The organism is Flavonifractor sp. An92, from assembly GCF_002159175.1.
Classification (GTDB): Bacteria; Bacillota; Clostridia; order Oscillospirales; family Oscillospiraceae; genus Pseudoflavonifractor_A.
In genome coordinates this window covers 152,850-174,017 of sequence record NZ_NFGZ01000001.1, presented here as the reverse complement: position 1 = coordinate 174,017, position 21,168 = coordinate 152,850, and the positions used below count along the sequence as shown (strand labels likewise).

The 21,168-nt window shown below is 47.2% G+C and carries 19 protein-coding genes; 15 read left to right on the top strand and 4 right to left on the bottom strand.

The features are described 5' to 3' along the window. On the bottom strand, positions 1 to 2,709 hold the full coding sequence (locus tag B5G43_RS00915) for a DNA-directed RNA polymerase subunit alpha C-terminal domain-containing protein (RefSeq protein WP_158097318.1): 2,709 nt from the start codon (positions 2,707 to 2,709) through the stop codon (positions 1 to 3). Between the two features lie 61 nt (positions 2,710 to 2,770). Further along, positions 2,771 to 3,451: a hypothetical protein gene (locus tag B5G43_RS16940; protein WP_143382810.1), complete on the bottom strand. Its 681-nt coding sequence runs from the start codon at positions 3,449 to 3,451 to the stop codon at positions 2,771 to 2,773. Positions 3,452 to 3,926: 475 nt separating this feature from the next. Between B5G43_RS16940 and B5G43_RS00910 the strand changes: the two genes are divergently transcribed. The 11 genes from B5G43_RS00910 (at position 3,927) to B5G43_RS00865 (ending at position 13,573) form a co-directional block, all read left to right on the top strand. Beyond that, complete coding sequence (locus B5G43_RS00910) at positions 3,927 to 4,634, top strand: hypothetical protein (RefSeq protein ID WP_087257971.1); 708 nt, start codon at positions 3,927 to 3,929, stop codon at positions 4,632 to 4,634. Between the two features lie 200 nt (positions 4,635 to 4,834). After that, complete coding sequence (locus B5G43_RS00905) at positions 4,835 to 5,050, top strand: helix-turn-helix domain-containing protein (RefSeq protein WP_087257968.1); 216 nt, start codon at positions 4,835 to 4,837, stop codon at positions 5,048 to 5,050. Next, positions 5,047 to 5,724, top strand: coding sequence for a helix-turn-helix domain-containing protein (locus B5G43_RS17620; protein ID WP_242960410.1), 678 nt, complete (start codon positions 5,047 to 5,049; stop codon positions 5,722 to 5,724). Before B5G43_RS00905 ends, B5G43_RS17620 begins: the two co-directional genes overlap by 4 nt. Positions 5,725 to 6,029: 305 nt before the next feature. Beyond that, on the top strand, positions 6,030 to 6,449 hold the full coding sequence (locus B5G43_RS00895; protein WP_087257965.1) for a hypothetical protein: 420 nt from the start codon (positions 6,030 to 6,032) through the stop codon (positions 6,447 to 6,449). A 53-nt stretch (positions 6,450 to 6,502) separates the two neighbouring features. Further along, complete coding sequence (gene mobP3 / locus B5G43_RS00890) at positions 6,503 to 8,407, top strand: MobP3 family relaxase (protein ID WP_242960409.1); 1,905 nt, start codon at positions 6,503 to 6,505, stop codon at positions 8,405 to 8,407. A 147-nt stretch (positions 8,408 to 8,554) separates the two neighbouring features. Further along, positions 8,555 to 8,860 carry a hypothetical protein gene (locus tag B5G43_RS00885; RefSeq protein ID WP_087257957.1) on the top strand — a complete coding sequence of 102 codons (306 nt, stop codon included), beginning with the start codon at positions 8,555 to 8,557 and terminating at the stop codon, positions 8,858 to 8,860. A 5-nt stretch (positions 8,861 to 8,865) separates the two neighbouring features. Next, positions 8,866 to 9,069 carry a hypothetical protein gene (locus B5G43_RS00880; RefSeq protein WP_087257954.1) on the top strand — a complete coding sequence of 68 codons (204 nt, stop codon included), beginning with the start codon at positions 8,866 to 8,868 and terminating at the stop codon, positions 9,067 to 9,069. 53 nt (positions 9,070 to 9,122) lie between these two features. Then, positions 9,123 to 10,316 (top strand): site-specific integrase, encoded by a 1,194-nt coding sequence (locus B5G43_RS00875; RefSeq protein ID WP_087257951.1) that lies wholly within the window; start codon positions 9,123 to 9,125, stop codon positions 10,314 to 10,316. Next, entirely contained in the window at positions 10,274 to 11,500 is a 1,227-nt protein-coding gene (locus B5G43_RS00870) for a site-specific integrase (protein WP_087257948.1), read from the top strand. Before B5G43_RS00875 ends, B5G43_RS00870 begins: the two co-directional genes overlap by 43 nt. Positions 11,501 to 11,621: 121 nt before the next feature. Beyond that, positions 11,622 to 12,383 carry a DUF5986 family protein gene (locus tag B5G43_RS16935; protein WP_143382809.1) on the top strand — a complete coding sequence of 254 codons (762 nt, stop codon included), beginning with the start codon at positions 11,622 to 11,624 and terminating at the stop codon, positions 12,381 to 12,383. A 26-nt stretch (positions 12,384 to 12,409) separates the two neighbouring features. Beyond that, the gene (locus B5G43_RS00865; RefSeq protein WP_087257946.1) at positions 12,410 to 13,573 is read left to right on the top strand and encodes an XRE family transcriptional regulator; all 1,164 of its coding nucleotides are present in this window, start codon (positions 12,410 to 12,412) and stop codon (positions 13,571 to 13,573) included. 365 nt (positions 13,574 to 13,938) lie between these two features. Here B5G43_RS00865 and B5G43_RS00860 read toward each other — a convergent pair whose 3' ends face one another. Together B5G43_RS00860 and B5G43_RS00855 are read right to left on the bottom strand one after the other, a co-directional pair. After that, positions 13,939 to 14,520: a hypothetical protein gene (locus B5G43_RS00860; protein WP_143382808.1), complete on the bottom strand. Its 582-nt coding sequence runs from the start codon at positions 14,518 to 14,520 to the stop codon at positions 13,939 to 13,941. Between the two features lie 183 nt (positions 14,521 to 14,703). Beyond that, entirely contained in the window at positions 14,704 to 15,378 is a 675-nt protein-coding gene (locus tag B5G43_RS00855; RefSeq protein WP_087257940.1) for an alpha/beta hydrolase-fold protein, read from the bottom strand. 302 nt (positions 15,379 to 15,680) lie between these two features. Between B5G43_RS00855 and B5G43_RS00850 the strand changes: the two genes are divergently transcribed. The 4 genes from B5G43_RS00850 (at position 15,681) to B5G43_RS00835 (ending at position 21,159) form a co-directional block, all read left to right on the top strand. Next, positions 15,681 to 15,893 (top strand): helix-turn-helix transcriptional regulator, encoded by a 213-nt coding sequence (locus B5G43_RS00850; RefSeq protein WP_087257938.1) that lies wholly within the window; start codon positions 15,681 to 15,683, stop codon positions 15,891 to 15,893. A 116-nt stretch (positions 15,894 to 16,009) separates the two neighbouring features. Then, positions 16,010 to 17,479, top strand: coding sequence for an ATP-binding protein (locus B5G43_RS00845; protein ID WP_087257935.1), 1,470 nt, complete (start codon positions 16,010 to 16,012; stop codon positions 17,477 to 17,479). Position 17,480: 1 nt separating this feature from the next. Further along, complete coding sequence (locus B5G43_RS00840; RefSeq protein ID WP_242960408.1) at positions 17,481 to 20,234, top strand: Z1 domain-containing protein; 2,754 nt, start codon at positions 17,481 to 17,483, stop codon at positions 20,232 to 20,234. Continuing rightward, positions 20,218 to 21,159, top strand: coding sequence for a PD-(D/E)XK motif protein (locus B5G43_RS00835; RefSeq protein ID WP_158097317.1), 942 nt, complete (start codon positions 20,218 to 20,220; stop codon positions 21,157 to 21,159). The genes B5G43_RS00840 and B5G43_RS00835 overlap by 17 nt, the downstream gene beginning before the upstream one ends. The last annotated feature ends 9 nt before the right edge of the window (positions 21,160 to 21,168 follow it).

Here is a 21,168-nt window from a genome sequence, read left to right as displayed (position 1 = left end):
TTACACTTCGGAAAAATAGATATCATAGTCCAAATATGCTTTTTGCGAAATTGAATCGTAATACATGGAACTCTCGCGAATGGTTTCAATCAATTTGGATGTCGGAACAAATAGTCCAAATTCAGTTCCTATATAGTCAGACAGGTCGTACACATCCATAGATTTTGCTTCTTGAGAATCCAGAATATTTTCGATAAAGCCAGACAATACGACTGTGCAAGAACCTTTTCGGAATAAGCGACTTCCACCCGTGCGCTGATAAGAAAACATATCTTTGTTCTCGGCAAGAACAGATGCGTAGAACCAGTCATCAAATCCATATTCGTCCAGTTTGTGTGCAAAGCCTGCTTTTTGCAGGGAGAATACGGTGAAAAATTCTCCGTCACTTACATACTCTGCAACGTCCTCGCAGAACCCTCGTAAATCCTCTTTTCCGATGCCGGCTTGATTCAACTTGCGGATTTGTATGTAGCGTTGAGGGGCAAATTCAACGATTTCCATTTCCTCGCGCAGTTTATAGAGCTGGGAACAAAACGTTACCGTTGAGAGAAGGCTTCTCTTAAAGGTGGAAATATCCACAATGTCTTGGCCCAGAAGTATATGCCTGAAATATTCGACTGCGGAATGATATTTGCCGCTGACAACATAGTTGGAGTAAATGCGAAAGCCGAGATTTGTAATACTGTAACTGTTGAGCAGCCCTCTGTCCGCATCAGGAAAAAGGCGCCGGTAGATCTCATGAAACTCAGAAAGAAGATAGAAATCATCTGTCAACTCTCCTTTGAGTTTCTGAGCCATTGCATCGGACATGGCAAGAGAATCAATCCGATAGGTGTCCCCGTCCAAATAGGCCGCGATGCAGCCTAAATAGTTTGCCATCACACTACCAGCCTTTATTCCATATTCTTCTTCATAGCGTTGAGCAAAGTCTTCTTTAGAGATAGGAGCGCACGAAAGCAGCAAATCCATTACTTGCTGGTCACGGTTGAAATTACCGAATTCTATGGTAGGCATACGCAGAAACTGAACATTTGGATATGCTTCTTCTGTGCATATTTTCTTTAGCAAATTATGAAGCTCGTATTCATCCCGAATGTCATATTCCCGCATAAGCTCTGCGTGTTCGTTAAAAAGTTTAAGAGCGGAAATTTCAACATCAGTATACTGCTTTAGATCTAACGCCTCCAGCAAGTTGGTATAATCATAGAGTAGAATAGGATAGTAACGCAGGCACTTCCCGTGTTTCCATAGAACATTTTTACTTGCGGCAAGCTTGTTTTCATATCCCCGACCGCTTATTATGAGCTTAGGATTATCTTCGATACTCAAATTTGACAACAGCGCATGATATTTATCTACAAAAGAGCTGAAAGATATATCATCGACTGCATATTGCCGCAACGCATAGTCGCATAGGGCGTCACGCCTGCAGGGAACAATGGTTGAACCGATTTGCACGCAATTCTTATATGCGATGTGCTCTCCTGCACGCCGGAAGACAATTGGAAAAGATTCGTCATCCATCAATTCCTCCGCCGGCAAGTCACCAGCCTTATATGCGAGTTTGAGATATTCAAACACAGTATCATTTTCTTGAAATGCAAGTCGAAAATCATCTCGCGAAAAATCGTATTTCTGAAACACTTCGGCGTAACGGTCTTCATACAAAGTCGGATGCTGTGCCAATGCTTTGTCTGTGATTTGCCGAATGCGCTCGCGCTGTACATTCAGTTCATTTCCAATATCCTCTAATGTACGGCCGTGCAGTCTCTCGGTCAGAACATATCCGCGCCGTTGATTAGGAATTTGCGCAGCATACTCTATGGCGGTCATCCGTTTAATGGTATAGGCCCCATCTTCGTTTCGAGTCACTTGTCTTGTGGCGACAAGAGAGCGCAAGTTGACTTCTAAAGTATCTGCTGGAATGGGACGACAGACTTCCGAGAGATGCTTGACCGTACAACCATAAACGGATTTATTCAAAACGGACAACAATTTGCCTTGAATCCCGTTTGCAAAAACCGGGGATGCCGACAACGCCCGGATGAAGTCCGGGTTCTCCAAAAGAGTTTCTTCGGTCATAGTTTCTGCTGGGTTTTCCTGAAAATAGATCTCACACAACGGGCTAATTTGTTCATACAGCGACTTCAAATCGACCTTATAACTATTGGAGAGACGTTTCGCAATCGATCTGCAGAGGGCCTGTTGGGCTTCAATTTGCACAGCATTCGCGGTGCCTGCCGTCTCAAAGACGGGTTGCAGCGGATAAGAATCCCTTTTCTCGATAATTTCTGTTACTGTTTTCTCTCCTACTTTATTCCAAGATTTTATCTCATCGTATGTAAGGTGCAGTAATTCCGAAAGGAAAGAAATATTCTCTCTTTTTAAGCAATTATAGGCTCTATTTGAAAAGTCAATCTGTTCAATAGCAACATCTTGATATGTAATTCCATCATTTCCTAAAAAAGATGGTACCGTTTCAGGGACTGAATCAACTTCCGGTTTCGGGCCTAAATCAACTTCCATTCTTGCTCTTTTATCAAGAATTTCTTGAACACTTTTTGCGCCCAAATTTTTAATTTTCCATAAATCTTCCTCAGACAGCGATTGAAGATCCCCGACCGTCAAGATACCAGCTCTATTGAGTGCATTACAAGAGCGTACGGAAAGATTTAATTCATTTATAGAATCAGATTCATAGTAGAACACTTTTTTCACCTACAGAAATAGTTTTTCAAAGCAAAAATACCAATGTGATGGAATGTGTATTTTATGAATTGCTAATATCTAAAAAATCTGGCGATTTAAAATGGACGCCCAATCTTGATTGCAGTTTGCGGCATTTCTTTATTAACATTTGTAAACTGCAATCATCAGGTTCAAAAACCGTTGCTAATTTACTTTTCTGTTGAAAAGTAAGATCGGAATTTACTTGAAGATAGCAAAGTGACGACACATCTTCATTAACTTTTCCAACATAATTTATGATTTCATCTATCAGACTCTTAATTTCCGAATCTTTTTTAAAGAAAACAATATCACGGTGAAGTTTAATAATATTGGAGTAATCAGAGCGCAGAGAATAAGAATCATCTAATAGTGTTTGAGACCTTTCAATAGCCGAAATTACTGTTTTAATATTTGCACCATATGGGAAGTATTTTGACGCAAATAGGATGGCTTTTTCAGAAAACATCTCTGTATCTGCCCAAAAGTCAAAAAGGCTGCTCCTCATTTTTACCAGAAAAGACGCTACAGAAACACCAACAGTTAACAGTGCTCCCGTAAAAACTCCCAACAAGATATCGATTACAAATGCTCGATGTCCTGAAAGTATTGTCTGGCCTGAAAAAACAAATTTATCAATCTGTAACTCAAAAGCAGTGGCAATTAGTAGAGAAAGCATACCAATGCCAATAGATATTGTAATAATTAGTTTTTGCTCTTTCAAATGTAAGAAATCTCCAATCCAATAATTATTTTTGTGTTTTTATCAAAAGGCGCCACCTTGTAAAATATTTCATATACAGAATAGCACATAAAGGGGTAAAACTCTACATATAAAATATTTTATCGCAGTATCTGTCCGATAAACAGGACCATATAAACTGCGTTGTTGACAACAGCAAAACCAAAAACCATTTTTCTGCTGCGCAGGATACGAAGTGAATTAAGGACATGTTAGTTCTATTCGCACTCTATCACTTGCCCCTGGGAAGTTTTCAGATAAAATCTATCTATCTGCCACTACATGATCATTTTACTGCTGGATTCTTCTTTGAAAGTGGTAGAGAAAATGCACACCTCAATATTCTGGCAGAAAGTGCCCTCAAATTCTGTGGAAGAGTAAACAATAAAAGCCTCCATCATTTACAGAAACCCTGTACTCCGCTATACTGAAAACAGAAAAGCGAGGAGGTGCGGCGATGGCGGGCAGACGGATCAGCGCCGGGTACTACCGGCGGTACGACGGTAAAGTGGTCTATGTGGTCTCACTGGCCACCGACGCCGACACTGACGAAGAGATGGTCGTCTGGACCACCTACCCCTTTGCGGCTGTCCCCAGATACTACACCTCCAGCAAAAAATCCTTCTGTGCTTTTGTGGAAGTGAACGGTGAGCGGAAAGCCAAGTATAAGCGACTGCTCAACATGAAGATCTCAGAGGAGGCCATAGAGTGGCTGGAGGAGGAGGGCTTCCGGGGCCCGGTACGTAAACGAAAAAATCGGCAACTGGATGAAGCTTATGACTCCCGAGATTATCAGCAATCTCTTACCTACTACGCATACGCAAAAGATCTCTGCGAGCACTACAACTTCGACCGGAACAAATATCGCCTCTGCGTGAAGGAAAAGAGATTCGCCGCCATCACCAAAAGTGACTTTGCCAAACTGAAAGAGGACCTGCAGTTTCTGGACGATGCCCTGAAAACGGTGCTGGCTGCATACCAGGATTATTTCCGGGAGCGATTCGTGGATGGCCTGTCCATCCGCAAGTACGCGGATGCCCATCAGTTGAACCGCGGCAGCGTGGACTATCAGCAAAAGAAATTCTTCTCTGCTCTGGCCTCTCTGCTGAAAGAGCGGGACGAGGCGGAGGGAACATGCCGGCTGCTGAAACCAGCACAAAAGTAAATAATCCAACCTCAAACGGAGCGCCTGCGACAAAGCAGACGCTCCTTTTTTCTGTCAAATGTATGTCGGTGGGATGTATTTTCCCCTATACAAGTAGAGAGACAACTTGGACACCATCCAAAGGTTATGTCAAACCTATGTCACATGCAAATGTTTGCGGCTAAAGAAGTAGAGGGAGTTTTGAAAAGGAGATGGTCAACATGAAAGAATCTATTTACAAAAGCTACGATGAACTGCCGCTGTTTCTCAATTCGGAATTGGTGGCGAAGGTACTGGGCGTATCACCGTCCAGCGGGTATGAACTGATGCACCAACCGGACTTTCCGGTACTGCGTGTCGGTAACCGGATGCTGGTACCCAAGGAACAATTCATTCAATGGGTCGCGGAACACACGGAGGGAGGAAACTGTAAATGAATTTGTTTTCGTATCAGCCTGATCCGAAGCGACACCGCTTCCCACTTCCGAATGATGTCTGGAAATGGGAACTGAAGCCCCAGGGATTTGCCATCCTTGCCTATCTCTGCTATCTGCATGTCCACTGCAGAAAGAATGCTGTGCCCAGTGCGGATGAACTCGCATCCCAACTGCACATGAGCAAGGACATGGCTGTGAAGCAGATTGCCGAACTCAACCGTCGCGGACTGCTGGATCAGCACATGGTTCCGATACTCAAAAGCAACGGCAAGAACTTTTTCTCTCTGCCCAATGAATTGTTTTTCATGAACATCGGTCACGGAGCCATCACGGTCTACGCCTATCTGCTCTACTGCGAGGATCGCCGCACACATCAGTGTCATCCCAGCTACCGCACCATCTCCGCTGCAGTACACTTGACCGTGTCCACTGTGATGAAGCACATCACGAAATTGGCGGACAGGCAGTTCATTACCATCGAGAATACCTCTTACATCGACAAACACGGCATGAAGCAGAACGGCAACAACCTGTACACCATCCTGCCAATCCAGGCGACGATGGATCATTGCTACCAGCAGCAGATGCTCCGCTTGGAGGAACGGCAGCGGTGGCAGCAGGCGCAGGCGCTCCTGACACAGAGCACAGAGAGCGCCCCGTGTGCCCCACTGTGAGGCGCTGTGTGCCCTCCTTCGGGGTGTGGCAGAGTCCCTGCCCCACCAAGGGCTTTCAAGGCAGATTTGGCCCGCTTTCGGAGGAAATCTCGAGGACGAAAGAAAAAGCAGGATAAAGGCCAGGCGTCGCCAGCGACGCCTTTGGCCGGTCACATCTGCCCGCAGTGCGGGCAGTTTCAGGGGTTTCCGTGGGCGTTGGAAATGGGGTCAAAATCAGAGAGAAAACAGAATTCTGCGGTCGTTGTCCCCCGACGCTTACTCCCACAAGGAAAAAACAGGGGTCAAACCCCGGAAAGGAGACCATGATGAGCAAAAAAGAAAAATTCCCTCTCTATCTGTCGCCGGAAAAAAAGGCAACCTTGGAACGGCGGTATACGGAAGATGGCAGCCGCAGTCTCACCGCTTTTATTGAGAACGCCATCGACTTTTACCTGGACTACCTCAGCGCCAATAACGCCGGATTGTTTCTCCCAACCTCAGTTCAGTCCTACCTGGATGGTAGACTGGACCAGTTCGAAAATCGCATGGCGTCGCTGCTGTTCAAGCAGGCGGTAGAACTGGATATGGGAATGAGCACGCTGGCCGACTGCGTCAAGCTGGACGAGGAGTATCTGCGCCGCCGTCGCGCCAACAGCATCGCCAATGTGAAACGCACCAACGGCAGGCTGCGTTTCGAGCAGATCGCAAAAGACACCGACGGGAGTGATGATGAGTGGCAAGACTAATCATCAAGAGTCCCTACATCAAGTGCGGCGGTGGTCAGGGCGCAGGCGGTTACATGAAGTACATCGCTACGCGGGAACGGGTGGAGATCATTCCAGATGACCGTCCGCCCACCTGCAAGCAGGAGCAGCTCATCACAAAACTGGTGAAAGATTTTCCTGACACAAAAAGTTTGTCGGAGTATGAGGACTACACTACTCGTCCCACCAAGGCCAACGCCTCGTCTCTCATCACGCTGGCTCTGGAGGAGAACTGGTCTCAGGTGCAAACCTCCGAGGGCTACGCGATGTACATCGCCACTCGGCCCCGCGCGGAGCGTCTGGGTGACCACGGATTGTTTGGCGATGAGGATTGTGTAGATCTGGATAAGGCGATGTCTGAACTGGAGCACTACACGGGAAATGTGTGGACGCACATCATCTCGCTCCATCGTGAGGATGCTGAGCGCCTGGGCTATAACAACGCTCAGGCGTGGCATTCTCTCCTGCGTACACACCGCAATGATCTTGCCGCCGCCATGAAGATCCCGCCCCAGGATTTTCGTTGGTACGCCGCCTTCCATGATGAGGGAAAGCATCCGCATGTGCACATGATGGCGTGGTCGGTAAAACCTGGGCGAGCATACCTGTCCAAAGATGGTATCCGGCAGATCAAGTTCACGCTCACCAATCAGATATTCAAACAGGAGATGCTCCATCTCTACGAACAGAAGTCTGAAAGCAGGGATGAACTGGTGCGGGAAACCCGGAGAGCCATGCTGGAGTTGTCCCAGCAGATGAGCGAGTCAGTCTGTGAACATCCTGATGCAGAGCAGATGATACTGAATCTCGTGCAACAGTTGGGTAATGTGAAAGGTAAGAAGTCCTACGGGTATCTTCCAAAAGCATTGAAGAAGCAGGTAGACGAGGTCGTGGATCAGATGGAACGGCTGCCTGTTGTGAATGAGTGCTACCAGAAGTGGTGGGACCTGCAGTGCAGAGTAAGTGACTTCTATTCAGAGAAGGAACGCCAGCGTCCGCCGCTGTCTCAGCAGAAAGAGTTCCGTGCCATCAAGAACGCAGTGATCCGAGAGGCAGAACGTATTCGGCAAAATCAAATTTCCTTTGAGGACAGGGACATGGAGGATGGTGGTGGCTGGGTAGATGATCGGGAACTTACCTGGGCGTGCTGGGAACTGCGGGGCACGATTGAAAATGAGAAACTGCCTCTCGCGGAACGGGATGCTGCGGCAGCAAAGATGGAACAACTGGCCCAAACGGGTGATGCGTACGCGCAATATTTTCTGGGGCTGTTGTACCGGGACGGCGGACTGCTCATCCCGGATACAGAGAAAGCCAAACATTGGCTGGAACGGGCAGCAAAGCAGGAAGTCCATGCTGCGCAATACGCACTGGGTAGATTATTTCTCTCTGACGATCCGGATGTGCATGATCCGAGCGAGGGCATTCGCTGGATGAAGGCAGCCGCACAAAATGGTAACGACTACGCCGCCTATATCTTGGGTGAGGAATATCTCAGCGGCAAACATGTGGTGAAGAATTCCGGTACAGCGGCGGAGTATATGCACCAGGCGGCACAAGCGGATAACCCTTGGGCGCAGTATCTGATGGGCAAACTGTACCTGATGGGCGAAGGTGTGGAACAAGACGAAGACACCGCCTACAAGTGGTTCCAGGCCGCAGCAGAACAGGGCCACACCTATGCGCAATTTTTTGTGGATCGGATGGAACAGCAGGGACAGCTTGTATCACCCAGCCTGCTGCTCTCGGCTACCCGACTGCTCCACCACATGGGCAATATTTTCCGGGACAGCGCTCCGCAGGATTCCACCACAAGGGCACCGCATATTGAGCGCAAGCGGCTCCAAAAACTCAGGGCAAAGAAAATTGCTCTGGGGCACAAGCCGGATGACTATGAGGAAGAGCAGACTATGGACGGCATGACCATGGGCGGATGGTGAGCAATAATAGCACAGTGTTAACAATGATAAGGGCCGCGCAGAAATAGGCCGGAGAAATTGATAACAATCTGATAATTGTGGTCAAAAGCCCTGGCTATTTTCTCTGTAGTTCGGTATTGTGTGTTGCTGCAAAGGAGGCGAGGCACAATGAACGACTATATGAGAGCCCTGCACCAGCGGTTCTACCGGGAGCCGGACTTCAGTGAGTTAGAAGAAGATATTGAGAACACCCGCCAGGAGGTGCGGGACTGCCTGGACAAGCTGCAGCGGCGCAAGCTCATGCATCTGGTGGACACGCAAAATCTGCTGCGGGAGGAGACCTCACTGGCCAGCTTTACCGCTGGGTTCAAACTGGCCTGGGGACTGAGCAAGGAACTGGAGGCGGATGGCCTCTACTCTTTCGATGAGGAGGAAACAGAGCGCCTCTGTCACAGGATAGAACAGGAGGATTGAATAAGATGATGAATCGACTTCCGGTCCAGCGGTTCCAGTACTGCGGATGCGAGGACATTGGCCTTGGCTGGCAGCATGGCGAGGCGCTGGTCACCTTCAGAAAGCATGGACTACTCGGCAACCGGCTGCAGTATCTGATCTGCCGACGCTGCGGCGCAGTTCTGTATCAGTGTGTGGCGGAGCCTTACAAATTCCCCGCTGTAAAATAAGCACTCAAAAGTTGCGCCGCAAAACGAAAATAAGGCCTTGGGGGTGATACGGCATGGCAAAAAGACGACCGTCAGGTGACGGCATGGTGCGCAAGCGGGAAGATGGACGCTGGGAAGGGCGCATCGTAGTTGGCCACAAGGAAAACGGTGATCCCATCTTCCGTTACATCTACGCAGATACCCAAAAGGAACTGACAGCCAAACTCCGGCAGAGCATCGAGGCGTATCAGGGAGTCGAGCTGACTGAGGAGAGCCGGATGACACTGGGCCAATGGCTGGATCAGTGGCTGGAGAACATGACTGGAACGATACGTCCCGTCACCATGAAAAGATATGAGGGAACTGTAGCCAGACATATCAAACCGTACCTGGGAGAGAAAATTATCTCCCAGGTCACAGGGAGAGACATTCAAAAGTTATATGATATACTGGCTCATCACGGAAACCGAAACACAGGAGAGGGGCTGGCCAGCGGAACAATCCGAGGTATTCACGCAATGTTCCATGAGGTGATGGGCGCAGCGCAGCAGGCTGGCCTCATTCTACGAAATCCTACAGAGGATATCGATGCACCTAAATTCAGCTACAAAGGCAAAAAAGTTCTGACAGACGAACAACTGGAAAAGTTCATGGAAATCATTCGGAGGGATAGTGTCTGGTGTGACTTCTTCTACACAGAACTGACCACCGGACTGCGCCGGGGTGAGATCTGCGGGCTGAAGTGGGAGGATTTTGATGAAACTCACGGCACACTGAAGATCCGCCGCACGATCCATGAGGAAAAGGGCGGCAAGCTGACCGCCTGGGATACCAAGACTGCTGCGGGAACCCGTACCATCCATCTGTCACCCAGTACCGCAGCTCTACTCCGAGAAAGGAAAAAGACTGCTCTGACAGAATGGATCTTCCCCCATCCGTGGAAGCCGGAACAGCCTACACGCCCGAGTGCCGCCTATGAACGGATGAAGGTCCTGTTGAAAGAGGCAGGGCTTCCTGATCTTCGCTTTCATGATCTCCGGCACACCTTTGCCACCCATGCCCTGACATCAGGAGTGGATGTCAAAACTCTGTCCGGCATCCTGGGACACACACGGGCCGCGTTCACACTGGACACATACACTCACACCACAGGCGATATGCAAAAACGGGCAGCTGAGATCGTAGAAGAATTTCTCATTGACATCTTCGGAGAGGAGTTGAAGCCATGGGAAGAAAGCGGAAAAATGGCGAAGGCACCGTCCGGCTGAGAAAGGATGGCCGCTGGGAAGGACGGATCGTCATTGGGTATGATGAGAATGGCCTTCCCAAGACGAAGAATGTGCTGGCCAAGACCAAAGGCGAATGTATAGAAAAACTAAAGGCGCTGAAGAACACTATTACACCGGATACACCCATAAAACTCAAGGCAGATATGCCATTCGGGGAGTGGTTGGACTATTGGTATGAAACCTACTGTAAGCCCAATGCCCGGCCCGCTACTCAGAGGACCTACGAAGGTTATATCCGTTTATACCTTCACCCCAGGTTGGGCAGCATTCCCCTGAACAAAGTGACTATCAATGACATTCAGCAGATGTGTACTTGGATGATGACAGAGGCCCGTCTGGATCAGAAAAACGGAGATAGCGGACTCTCAGACAGTCAGGTGCGAAACTGCTACAGTCTATGTGATCGGGTATTGGAAAAAGCAGTGACAGAAAAGTTGATTGTCCGTAACCCGGCAAAGGGTTGTAAACTGCCTCCAGACAGGCCAAAGGAAATGAAAGTCCTCTCCCGAGAGGATATGCAGAAGGTGCTGATTCAGGCCAAGGAGGAGAATTATTATGAACTCTTCCTTCTGGAATTTGCCACCGGACTGCGGCTGGGAGAACTGATGGCTCTCCAGTGGGATGATGTGGATCTGGTCACCGGGGAATTGAGGATTAACAAACAGGTAAACCTCGTTGGTTCGAAATTGGTAATCAGTGAGCCGAAAACCAAGGCGGCTGTCCGCACCCTGATCCTGCCTCCATCTGTCAGAAAAGTGTTGGCGGAGTACAAGACCAGAGTGAACTCCAGATGGTTATTCCCCTCACCCAAGAAAGACGATCTGCCGATTATCCCCTCGGCAGTCAGCCGACGGCTTCACACACTGCTGGAGCATGCGGGATGTGAGCAAGTGCGCTTTCATGATCTGCGCCACACTTTCGCAACCAACGCCCTGGCCCATGGAATGGACATCAAGACACTGTCCACCATCCTGGGCCATGTGTCCAGCGCCACCACTCTGAACACCTACTCCCATGTCACCGACGAGATGCGCCAAAGGGCAGCGGTGAAGATCGACCAGGGCATCGCAAAGGCGGAGGTACAGGACACAGCTATTGCCCAGCCAGAACGGACTATGACCACCTTCCAGGCCAGAAAACGCTGGAGCCGAGAGGCCAGTTGAGGCAAAAAATATTTGCGCATCAGGGAAAGCATTTATAAGGGAAAGAAAAAATAGGAAAACTATCTTGACATTTTCCTAAGAAAAACCTATAATAGCGTCAAAACAACGAAGGAGGTGCTTTATGCGCACCAACAATATTTGCTTTCCCTCTGAGGTACGAGTCAAAATAGTAAAATGTGTTGAAGATGCAGTAAAGGATGATATCCTTGCGGATATTCAACATCATAGTCTGCGGACAACCAATAGCGTTCCAACACGGATTTGGGATTTATTGAACACAAATCTTGCTCGGGAACTTGAAACTGAGGATTGCACCATTGCGGATGCGCATAGAGGACCGTGGCAAATGCTCGTTGTGTTTGAGAGAACAACTCAATGTATTCTCACATTTATGCGTGAAAAAAGATTTGCAGAACTTCGTAGGTTTCAACGGCGTCGAAGACATATGCATTATCTGGATATGTTGACAAGACAGTTTAACAAAGAGCTATTAGCAGATCAGCAGCAAGTGGAATTATATCCTCACACTTTTTCTGATGAGGATAAGCTTCCTCAATTAGTCCAAACTCTGCTGCACGATTTGGAAGATGAGATACCTGTTGTGCAGAATCATGTTCTGATTTTGTTTGAAACAACCGGTTACCAGTTATCACATATTCGTGCAGTCAAAGTGACACCCAACCTTGATATTGCTCAGGATGGTTCTCAAGATTGGTCGGAGTATATTTCGACTAATGTTAGTGTTGTGGTTGAGAAAGTTGCTCATTCTGATGCTCCCGGGAACCAGCCCAATAGAGGTCTTAAGCTTAAATCGAAAGCTATTGCAAGAAAGAAAAATGGACTTCAGAGGAAGGAAACCCAAGAAATCGAAGCGCAAGGTTAATTTAATGAATAGGAGCGTCGTCCAATATGAAATCCCAGTTTAATGGAGAACGCTTAAAAAAAGCGAGAATATATAGAGGCATGAAGGTTGCTGAACTGGCAGAACGAGTGGGGTGCCAACGGCAAACGCTATCTATGTACGAAATTTGTAAGAGTCAACCTGCTGATTCAAAAATTGTGGAACTTATCTCCCGTGAATTGGATTTTCCTGTCGACTTTTTTTATGAGCATCCTGAACCCATACCAACAAGTACTATATATTTTAGGTCGTTGCTTACCACCAGCAAGAAATATCGCACTGAACAGGTCGTTAAGATGGAGTTTCTGGCACAGATATATTCATTGCTTCAAGATTACATCGAATTTCCGCGGTATGAACCGCTGTGCTTAGTTGAAGAGACAACTCCAGAGGAGGCAGCCACTGCGCTCAGAAATGCATGGGGGCTTGGCTACGGGCCGGTAGAAAATTTGATCACGGTTGTGGAACAGCACGGCATTTTGGTAACATCATTTTCTACAAGTACTGATGATGTTGACGCATTTAGCCAATTTATAGATATTGGAGATAACCCAACTTATTTAATTGCATATTCAAATAACAAAACTTCTGCGTCAAGAATTCATTTTGACATTGCTCATGAGCTCGGTCATATCTGCCTTCACGAATGGAGCGATGAGATCGAAAGTTATACTAAGGAAGAGTTTAAGCAGAGAGAGCAGCAAGCAAATGATTTTGCTGCAGCATTTTTATTACCTGAAATATCATTTAAACAAGATGCGCTCCGTGCCCCTGCTGGCTCCAAGGCCCTTATGTACTACAAACAATTGAAAAAGAAATGGCGAGTCTCCATCGCTGCCATGATTCGTAGAGCAAGGGACTTGGGCGTTATGACAATGGATGAGTATCAAACTCTAATCAAAATAATGCAGAGACGTGGACAACGAAAAGAAGAGCCTTTAGATGATGTGTTGATTACGGCAAGTCCTGCACTGTTAAAAACCTCAATAATCATGCTTTTGCAAGAGGGGGTCTTTAGTCGTAGAGAATTTATGGAGGAGTTGTCGTCCAATTACAATTTAACCATAAAGCCGGAAGAAGTTGAATACTTGCTTGATTTACCTGTCGGTACATTGGTACCACCCAAAGTGGTAGCGTTTTCCCCATTGCAGATTAAGCAGCAAGGAAAATAAAGGATGTACTAAGGTAGATATGCTGGAAGATATAACCTGCATCTGGACATGGTATGCTATGACTACCTTCAAAGCCAGAAAACGCTGAAACCGAAAGGCCAGCTGAGACGAAACTACCGGCCCATCAGGAATTCCATCCCTGGTGGGCCGGTTTTGGCTGTCTGTGGTCAAACATGTGGTCAAAGAGCCCTTCTTGACCAGGTGCGGCACCCGCTGCCGTCGCCTGTCCAGAAGGGCTCTTTTTGCTGTTTAGGTTTGGGGTATTGTAACTCTACTGAGGCCGAAAAGCAAGGTATTTTTTAAGTCAGGCGTATCAATTTTTAACACGCCTATACAAAGAATACAGCCTGAAGGAATCGCCCCAGTTATTCCTCGTCCATCTCCAACTCGATCTCGTCATGGGAGAATGGATTGCGCTCCAGGAGATTCAGCAACTTCCGCTGCAGATCCTTCTCGCCCAAGCGACCGCAGGCGTTGAGGATTTCTTCCTGAGGCTGGCCGACATAAGCGCTCTGGAAGAGTTGACACGCCAGCCGGTCGTCATACTTAAGTTCCTTCACCAGCAGCGGCAGCATGTCGTCGCTGGCCAGCAGGTCATACAGGTCCCAGCCCAGCAGCTGATTGGCCGCCTCCTCATTTTGGAGGTGTTCTTCCGCCGTGTTGAGCAGCAGTTTCGCCATCTCAAGGGCGGTCTGGGGGTCATGCTGTGCAGTCTCCACCAGAAGGTCCATGGTGTGCATTTCCGCCAGCGCCTCCTCAGACCAGCGGCTGGCCGCCTGGGGAAAGGCGGCGATGAGCAGATCCTGGCAGGCCCACTCGTTTTCGTCAAAGTCCCACCGGCGCACCATGTCCTCCAACTCAGCCCGGGAAAACCTGCGAGGCGTCTCCTCCTCAGAGGAATCCGTCACCGTGACGGTGACCTGAACGGTGGGCGTAGCCGTCCCCATCAGTTTGGCCTTTTCCGAGGGATGGAGCGAGGAGATATTTCCGAAATCGCCGCAATAGCCGCACTCCCACCGGCTGCCCCGGATTTTTACGGGACTTCCGCAATGCGGGCATCGAATGGCCGCCATAGACTATGCCTCCCTTCCTGCTGCCATTGTACCGAGGAGCCGCCTGTTTGACAAGGCCTATTGGCTCAGCAGCCAGGCAATACCGGCAGCGGTGCGCTCCGCAGCATGGTCGTAGTGGTTGCCAGGATTCAACTGAAATATTGTGTTGATCCCCTTGTCCTGATAGAAGGACTGGATCTCCTCCGTGTTCTGTCGGACACTCCGCAGGACGGGGTTCCGAGTCTTGCTCTCCTTGTCTCCAAGGGAGAAGTAGACGCAGTCCGGCTGGCGCTTGGGCTCGTGGGAGAAGATGTACTCCTTCATGCCGGGGAACCAGAGAGAGCCGGACATGCTGCCCACCCGGGAAAATAGGTCCGTCCGGTAGATGGCGTACAGGGCAAACAGTCCGGCCAGGGAGTATCCGGCGATCCCCCGCCAGGACGGAACTCCAGCAAGTTCCTTCTCTGCCGTGGGGATGATCTCTCTGGTCAGGAGCCGCAGATAGTCGTCCGCGCCGCCGGTGCAAGGCTCGGCGTTTTTGAAGGCAGGCGGACTGTCCCAGGGCACCATATCGTGGTTCCAGTCGAGATCACTGATGGCCACCAGTGTGAACGGTGGACAACCAGTAGCCTGCGCGGCCTCATATACCTTCCGGCCCTCGTCAGAGAAGGTGTTGAGATAGATAATTGGGGTTCTTGGCTTGGTACTTAGAAAAATAGATATATTTTTGCTACCTATTTCCAAGGCTTGCATATAGGTTCATCCACTCTCTTTCTGCATCTGCCATCCTTTGAAATCCAGATTGTTTCCTTCATTGTACTGCAAAAAGATTACGGATACAACAGATGTAAGTTGCGGAAACCCCATAAAACTCTGCGACAAAGAAACTAAAAATCGTGCGAACACATGATTTTCTTGCGTATTTCTGTCAAATATGCTATCATTGTACACAACGCTGTCAGATGTTGGAATGGACCTTGGCGGCATGACCGCATAGACCAAATGCTCTGCCGTCCGGCAGAGCATTTTTGTTTTTAGTATGGGGGAATCTTCTTATGGCAGTCAGTTATAAAAAACTTTGGAAGTTGCTCATAGACAAGGATATGAAGAAGAAAGACCTATGTGCAAAGGCAGGAATCAGTCCCGCTTCTGTTACTAAGATGGGACGAAACGGGCATGTAACCACAGAAATTCTGCTAAAAATTTGCACTGCATTGGATTGCCGGATCGAAGATGTTCTGGAAATTTCTCCAGATGGGATGGATTAAAGTCCGTTTTTTGAGACATTAAATTTGGCAAAATTAATTGCAAATCAAAACATTGATCATTTGATCCCACTCGCTAATACTTTAAGCGTATTGAAGCAAATAAGGAGTGAAATCCAATGAAAATACTGGATATGCCGCCTTTTGCGCCCGTATTAATGGAGTCGACTCGTGCAATGGGATATAGTTTAGAGTCTGCAGTCGCAGATATTATTGATAATAGCATAGCAGCAAATGCAAGTAATATAGATATCCAATTCTCTCCCTACGATGCCGTACCATTTATTTCTATATTAGATAATGGGGATGGTATGACAAAAGAGCAAATTAATGATGCCATGCGGTATGGCAGCCAAAGTTCTCTAAACATACGGGACAGTAAGGATTTAGGCAGATTTGGCCTTGGGCTGAAAACTGCGTCTCTTTCTCAGTGCAGGTGTCTGACGGTAATTACAAAGCAAGGAAGGCGGATAGAAGCGAGGCGTTGGGATCTTGATGAAATATATGAAAAGGGAACTTGGGCACTTTTAAGTTTGAACTCAGAAGAAATCCACGCTATTCCTCAATTTCAAACACAACTAAAATCATTGAAATCAGGTACATTGGTACTCTGGGAAAAACTTGACCGTATGCTTAATGGGGCAAAAGCTACTGATAAATTGATGAGCAAACAGATGGAATATGTACGTGAGCATTTAGCCCTTGTATTTCATAGATATTTGGCTGGAGAACCCGGAATTACAAAACTTACTATCCAGATGAATGGGCTGAAGATTGAACCCAAGGATCCTTTTTTGATTGGACGCAGCACAGTTTTTCAAGCGGATGAAAAGTTTATGATTGAAGGTTATCCAGTGGAAGTGTCTTCTTTTATGCTTCCGCATGTCAGCAATCTGACTAAAAAAGAAAAGGCGGCTCTTGGAGGTACAGAAGGGCTGACGAAGGATCAGGGGTTTTACATATACCGAAATAAACGGTTGCTCGTATGGGGAACCTGGTTCCGAATGCATAGAAAAGATGAACTTTCAAAGCTGGCCAGAATCCGGGTAGATGTTCCCAACGCTCTTGACCACTTATGGACTCTGGATATAAGAAAGTCTACTGCTGTTCCGCCTGATGTGATTAAAAGCAACTTGGCTCGAATTGTAGATAGAATTTCCGAGGGAAGCAAACGTGCATGGACATTTAGAGGAAAACGAGAAATAAGCGACAATGGCAGCCATTTGTGGAGCAAAACTAAAATTCGAGATGGCGTGGTCTATAATTTAAACCGTGAACATGTTCTGCTTCAGCTTTTAGAAGAAACTCTGAACCAAGAGCAGAAGAAACTTTTGGAGAATTACCTTAGATTGGCAGAAGGAAACTTGCCGCTTAATCAGTTATATGTTGACCTAAATAATGAGGAACAGGTAAATGTAAGGAAAGAAAAAGACGCCGAGCGTGAGGCAATAGAAACTGTTGAGACTATTTTAGCAAATATTTCTGATAGCCCCATGCGGGATGCACAGATACGTCTTATAATGCAGACGGATCCGTTCTGCAACTACAGAAACATCGTAGATATGCTGGCAAAGGAGTTGGATTCCTAATATGGCAGATTTAGCATTGTTCGAAAAATTTGTCCGTACGCAGATCAGTTCTGTTGCTGTCAACCGAGCTCCCACGGAAGAAGAACTTACAGCAGCATGCAATATGGTTCGTTTGATGATGCCCATTACAGATGAAGAGGCCGAAATTATAATTAAAAAGCTGCAGGCAGCCCTTGATGTTGCTATGGATACCGGCATTGTAATAGAAAAAGAATATGAGCCATGGCTCAAAGCAAAAAAAGACTCCATAGACTTTTTCTATTGGAATCGGTATGCACTCTATCTGGAACAAGATGCTATGAGAACATCAGGTGTTATCGCTGCAATAGATGAAGTGTCGGATAAAATTGTTGATCTTGCAGGAGATCCAAATGTAGCCGGAACTCTGCATAGAAGAGGTCTGCTCCTTGGAGATATCCAGTCGGGCAAGACGAGCAACTACATTGCTGTGATGAATAAAGCGGCAGATGTCGGATATAAGGTGATTATTCTGCTTACCGGTACCATCGAAAGCCTGCGCCGGCAGACGCAGGAACGTGTTGATGAAGGATTTATTGGCCGCAGCAGCAAGGCATACCTGCAGAGAAATAGTCAGACCATTAAAAAGGGCGTCGGCAGCAAGGATTCTCGAAGATTTGCAACGGGATTCACGACTGAATCCAGCGACTTTAAAACTGCTGCCGTACGAAGCATGAACGCAAGTCTGCGGAACATGACAAATGAACCTGTCGTTTTTGTCCTGAAGAAGAATGCCAAAACGCTGCAGAATCTGATCGGATGGCTGGAAGACTATAATGTAAACAGCCAGGGTGTTATTGACCTTCCGCTGCTGCTGATTGATGATGAGGCAGACAATGCATCAATCAACACGTGGGAAGACAATGATCCAACGACCATCAATAAGCATATACGAAGAATATTGGAACTATTTACAAAAAGTTCTTACATTGGCGTAACCGCAACACCATTTGCAAATATTTTTATTCTTCCTGAGAAAACGGAAGACATGGAAAATGATGACCTTTTCCCTTCGGATTATATTTATGCACTGGATCCGCCGACAAACTACATCGGCGGAAATGAAATCTTCGGAGATGATGCAGCATACAGCGGCTCGCTGCTTCCTATTGATGACGCACAAGAATTTTTCCCGTATAAGCACAAGCAGGACATTGTGCTGCATGGACTTCCTGAGAGCCTTTACAGCGCTTTGAGATACTTCTTGCTGGCAAATGCTGTGCGGGATATTAACGGGGATCTGACTGCCCATCGTTCTATGCTGGTCAATGTCAGCAGGTTCACAAAAGTCCAGGAACAGATATCTAAGCTGATTGTAGAGTGGCTCTATGAAGTGCAAAGAGATGTACGGAACTATTGCAAACTGGATGAAGAACAAGCCTGCAGAAACAGCAGCCTTGCTGCATTGAGAGACACATGGAACAGTTCTGAGTATCCATTTTCAAAGTTTGGAATCGAATGGGAAGATGTCCAGCAAAAATATCTGCTGAGCGCAATTAGTTCTATTGAAGTGCGGACGATCAACCAGCGGAGTGCAAGCAAGCTGGATTATACTGAGTATAGTGACACTGGACTGCGCGTAATTGCTGTTGGAGGACTTGCACTGTCGAGAGGCCTTACCCTCGAAGGACTGATGGTCAGTTATTTTCACCGTAATACACAGATGTACGATACACTCATGCAGATGGGCCGCTGGTTTGGGTACCGTGAAGGCTACAAGGATCTGTTCCGTATTTGGATGCCGGATGATTCTATCGGATGGTATGCACATATTACCCGGGCTTCCAATGAACTGAGGGAAGACATTTCTCGTATGAACCGCATGGGAGCTACACCAAAAGAATTTGGGCTTCGTGTAAGAGCACATCCGACCTCACTGATCGTCACTGCCCGCAACAAGATGAAGCACGCAGAACGTCAGGAATGCTGGATTACACTTGACGGTGAATTCTTTGAGACCCCGAGATTTAAGAACGATATTGCTGCAATTCGGGCAAACCGCGGCAAGGCGGATAAGCTGATCGCAAAAATTATTGAGAATTGCGGAAAACCCGTAGGATCCGGCAGGCAGCCTCTGTTCTGGAAACATGTTCCTTCTGAACTGATCAGCGGATTTGTTCGCACATATGAAAACCACCCGCTGAATATGGAGTCAGATGGTACCGCCTTGGAATCTTACATCAGGAAGAATACCCGCTTTGCCAAATGGGATGTCTTGGTTGTAACCAGCGGCGGAGAAGATGGAGTTGATATTGAAGGAACAGATATCACGATTCATCCAACAGTCAGACCGTTCTCGGCAAAGAACAGTATGCTGAGCGTCTATGGAACCAAAATGCGTATTGGTACCATGGGCCTTACAAAACACGGCCTTTCGGATGCAGAGCGAAGAAGCGCAGAGGAAAGGTTCAGGGAAAGCAAGCGAAGAGAATACGAGTCAAAGTACGGGGACGCTGCAGAACAGAAACTTCGGAGTATGAGTATTTCTGATAGGGCTTATTTAATTGAAAATCGGGATCCGATTATTATTATTCATTATTTAAGGCCTAAAGCAGGAAGCGATCTGCCTAAAGGCTATGATACCAGTAAAGATTTGATTGTCGGCTACGGAATTGGTTTCCCCAAACTATCTGGTTCTGAGCCATTCTATGCGGTTTACTATGTTAATACGGTGGAGCAGCGTCAGAGTTTTGAGGATGAAATTGAGGAGGATCAGCTGGATGATATCGATGAGTGAACTCAGCGATGCCTGGAAGGAGATCATTCCGCAAGCGGGGCAAAGCGTGGGGCGTAGAGCTGACAAAAATCATCCTCTGGATTTTTTCATCACTTATGATGAAAACCGAAATATGCAGATGATGCTGATATCGGAATTTCTTCCGACGATACCTCCCTCCAGTCAGCAGATATCTGTCCGCGCCAATTTTAGGCATGACGGGAAGTACGCTGTGTGCTTTTCTTTAACAGATAACAGCCTGCAGGAGCAATTTGTATCGCTTTGCTGGGATATCATGCACTGCACAATTAGTACGCACAGCAAAGCATCTGGTGTAAAGGCGGCGGTCAAAAGATTCTGTATGTGGCAGAAACTATTTGCAGAAGAAAAAAACAAGAAGTTATCAGATGCTGAGGTAAAGGGATTATTAGGGGAATTGTGCGCATTAAGAAATGTCATTTTGATGCGCTATTCTCCCCAAACAGCTGTTGCCGGCTGGATAGGTCCTATTGGTGCAGACCGTGATTTTGAGTTTTCGGATACATGGTATGAAGCTAAAGCCGTGACCCTAAGCAAAGATATCGTAACTATATCATCCGCAGATCAGCTCGACATAGGTGCAGAGGGAACTCTGCTCATTTTGAGGATCGAAAAGGTATCTCAGAATACTCCAGGAGCTTTTACTTTGAATTCTTTGGCTGACGAAGTCAGAAACAGCGTTCAAGATCCTGAAGCGAGGATAATATTTGAATCGAGGCTGTCATCAAGCAAATATGATCCAGCAGATCCTCAAGCAGACGAGCCATATTTTCTGCACCAAATAGAGTATTACCGTGTAAATGATGATTTCCCAAGAATCCGGAGATCTAATCTTCCGGCAGCAATTTCTAATTGTACATATTCTTTAAGCATTTCGGGCCTTCAAAGCTGGAGGCAGGAACAATAACCGCAGGGG

What these genes read in the sequence shown, in the direction of transcription:
- B5G43_RS00855 (WP_087257940.1), bottom strand. Translation starts at nt 15,378, where the DNA reads ATGCAAGCCTTGGAAATAGGTAGCAAAAATATATCTATTTTTCTAAGT.
- B5G43_RS00910 (WP_087257971.1), top strand. Translation starts at nt 3,927, where the DNA reads ATGGCGGGCAGACGGATCAGCGCCGGGTACTACCGGCGGTACGACGGT.
- B5G43_RS00885 (WP_087257957.1), top strand. Translation starts at nt 8,555, where the DNA reads ATGAACGACTATATGAGAGCCCTGCACCAGCGGTTCTACCGGGAGCCG.
- B5G43_RS00895 (WP_087257965.1), top strand. Translation starts at nt 6,030, where the DNA reads ATGAGCAAAAAAGAAAAATTCCCTCTCTATCTGTCGCCGGAAAAAAAG.
- B5G43_RS00860 (WP_143382808.1), bottom strand. Translation starts at nt 14,520, where the DNA reads ATGGGGACGGCTACGCCCACCGTTCAGGTCACCGTCACGGTGACGGAT.
- B5G43_RS00850 (WP_087257938.1), top strand. Translation starts at nt 15,681, where the DNA reads ATGGCAGTCAGTTATAAAAAACTTTGGAAGTTGCTCATAGACAAGGAT.
- B5G43_RS00835 (WP_158097317.1), top strand. Translation starts at nt 20,218, where the DNA reads ATGATATCGATGAGTGAACTCAGCGATGCCTGGAAGGAGATCATTCCG.
- B5G43_RS00840 (WP_242960408.1), top strand. Translation starts at nt 17,481, where the DNA reads ATGGCAGATTTAGCATTGTTCGAAAAATTTGTCCGTACGCAGATCAGT.
- B5G43_RS00905 (WP_087257968.1), top strand. Translation starts at nt 4,835, where the DNA reads ATGAAAGAATCTATTTACAAAAGCTACGATGAACTGCCGCTGTTTCTC.
- mobP3 (WP_242960409.1), top strand. Translation starts at nt 6,503, where the DNA reads ATGAAGTACATCGCTACGCGGGAACGGGTGGAGATCATTCCAGATGAC.
- B5G43_RS16935 (WP_143382809.1), top strand. Translation starts at nt 11,622, where the DNA reads ATGCGCACCAACAATATTTGCTTTCCCTCTGAGGTACGAGTCAAAATA.
- B5G43_RS00845 (WP_087257935.1), top strand. Translation starts at nt 16,010, where the DNA reads ATGAAAATACTGGATATGCCGCCTTTTGCGCCCGTATTAATGGAGTCG.
- B5G43_RS00875 (WP_087257951.1), top strand. Translation starts at nt 9,123, where the DNA reads ATGGCAAAAAGACGACCGTCAGGTGACGGCATGGTGCGCAAGCGGGAA.
- B5G43_RS00870 (WP_087257948.1), top strand. Translation starts at nt 10,274, where the DNA reads ATGGGAAGAAAGCGGAAAAATGGCGAAGGCACCGTCCGGCTGAGAAAG.
- B5G43_RS00880 (WP_087257954.1), top strand. Translation starts at nt 8,866, where the DNA reads ATGATGAATCGACTTCCGGTCCAGCGGTTCCAGTACTGCGGATGCGAG.
- B5G43_RS17620 (WP_242960410.1), top strand. Translation starts at nt 5,047, where the DNA reads ATGAATTTGTTTTCGTATCAGCCTGATCCGAAGCGACACCGCTTCCCA.
- B5G43_RS00865 (WP_087257946.1), top strand. Translation starts at nt 12,410, where the DNA reads ATGAAATCCCAGTTTAATGGAGAACGCTTAAAAAAAGCGAGAATATAT.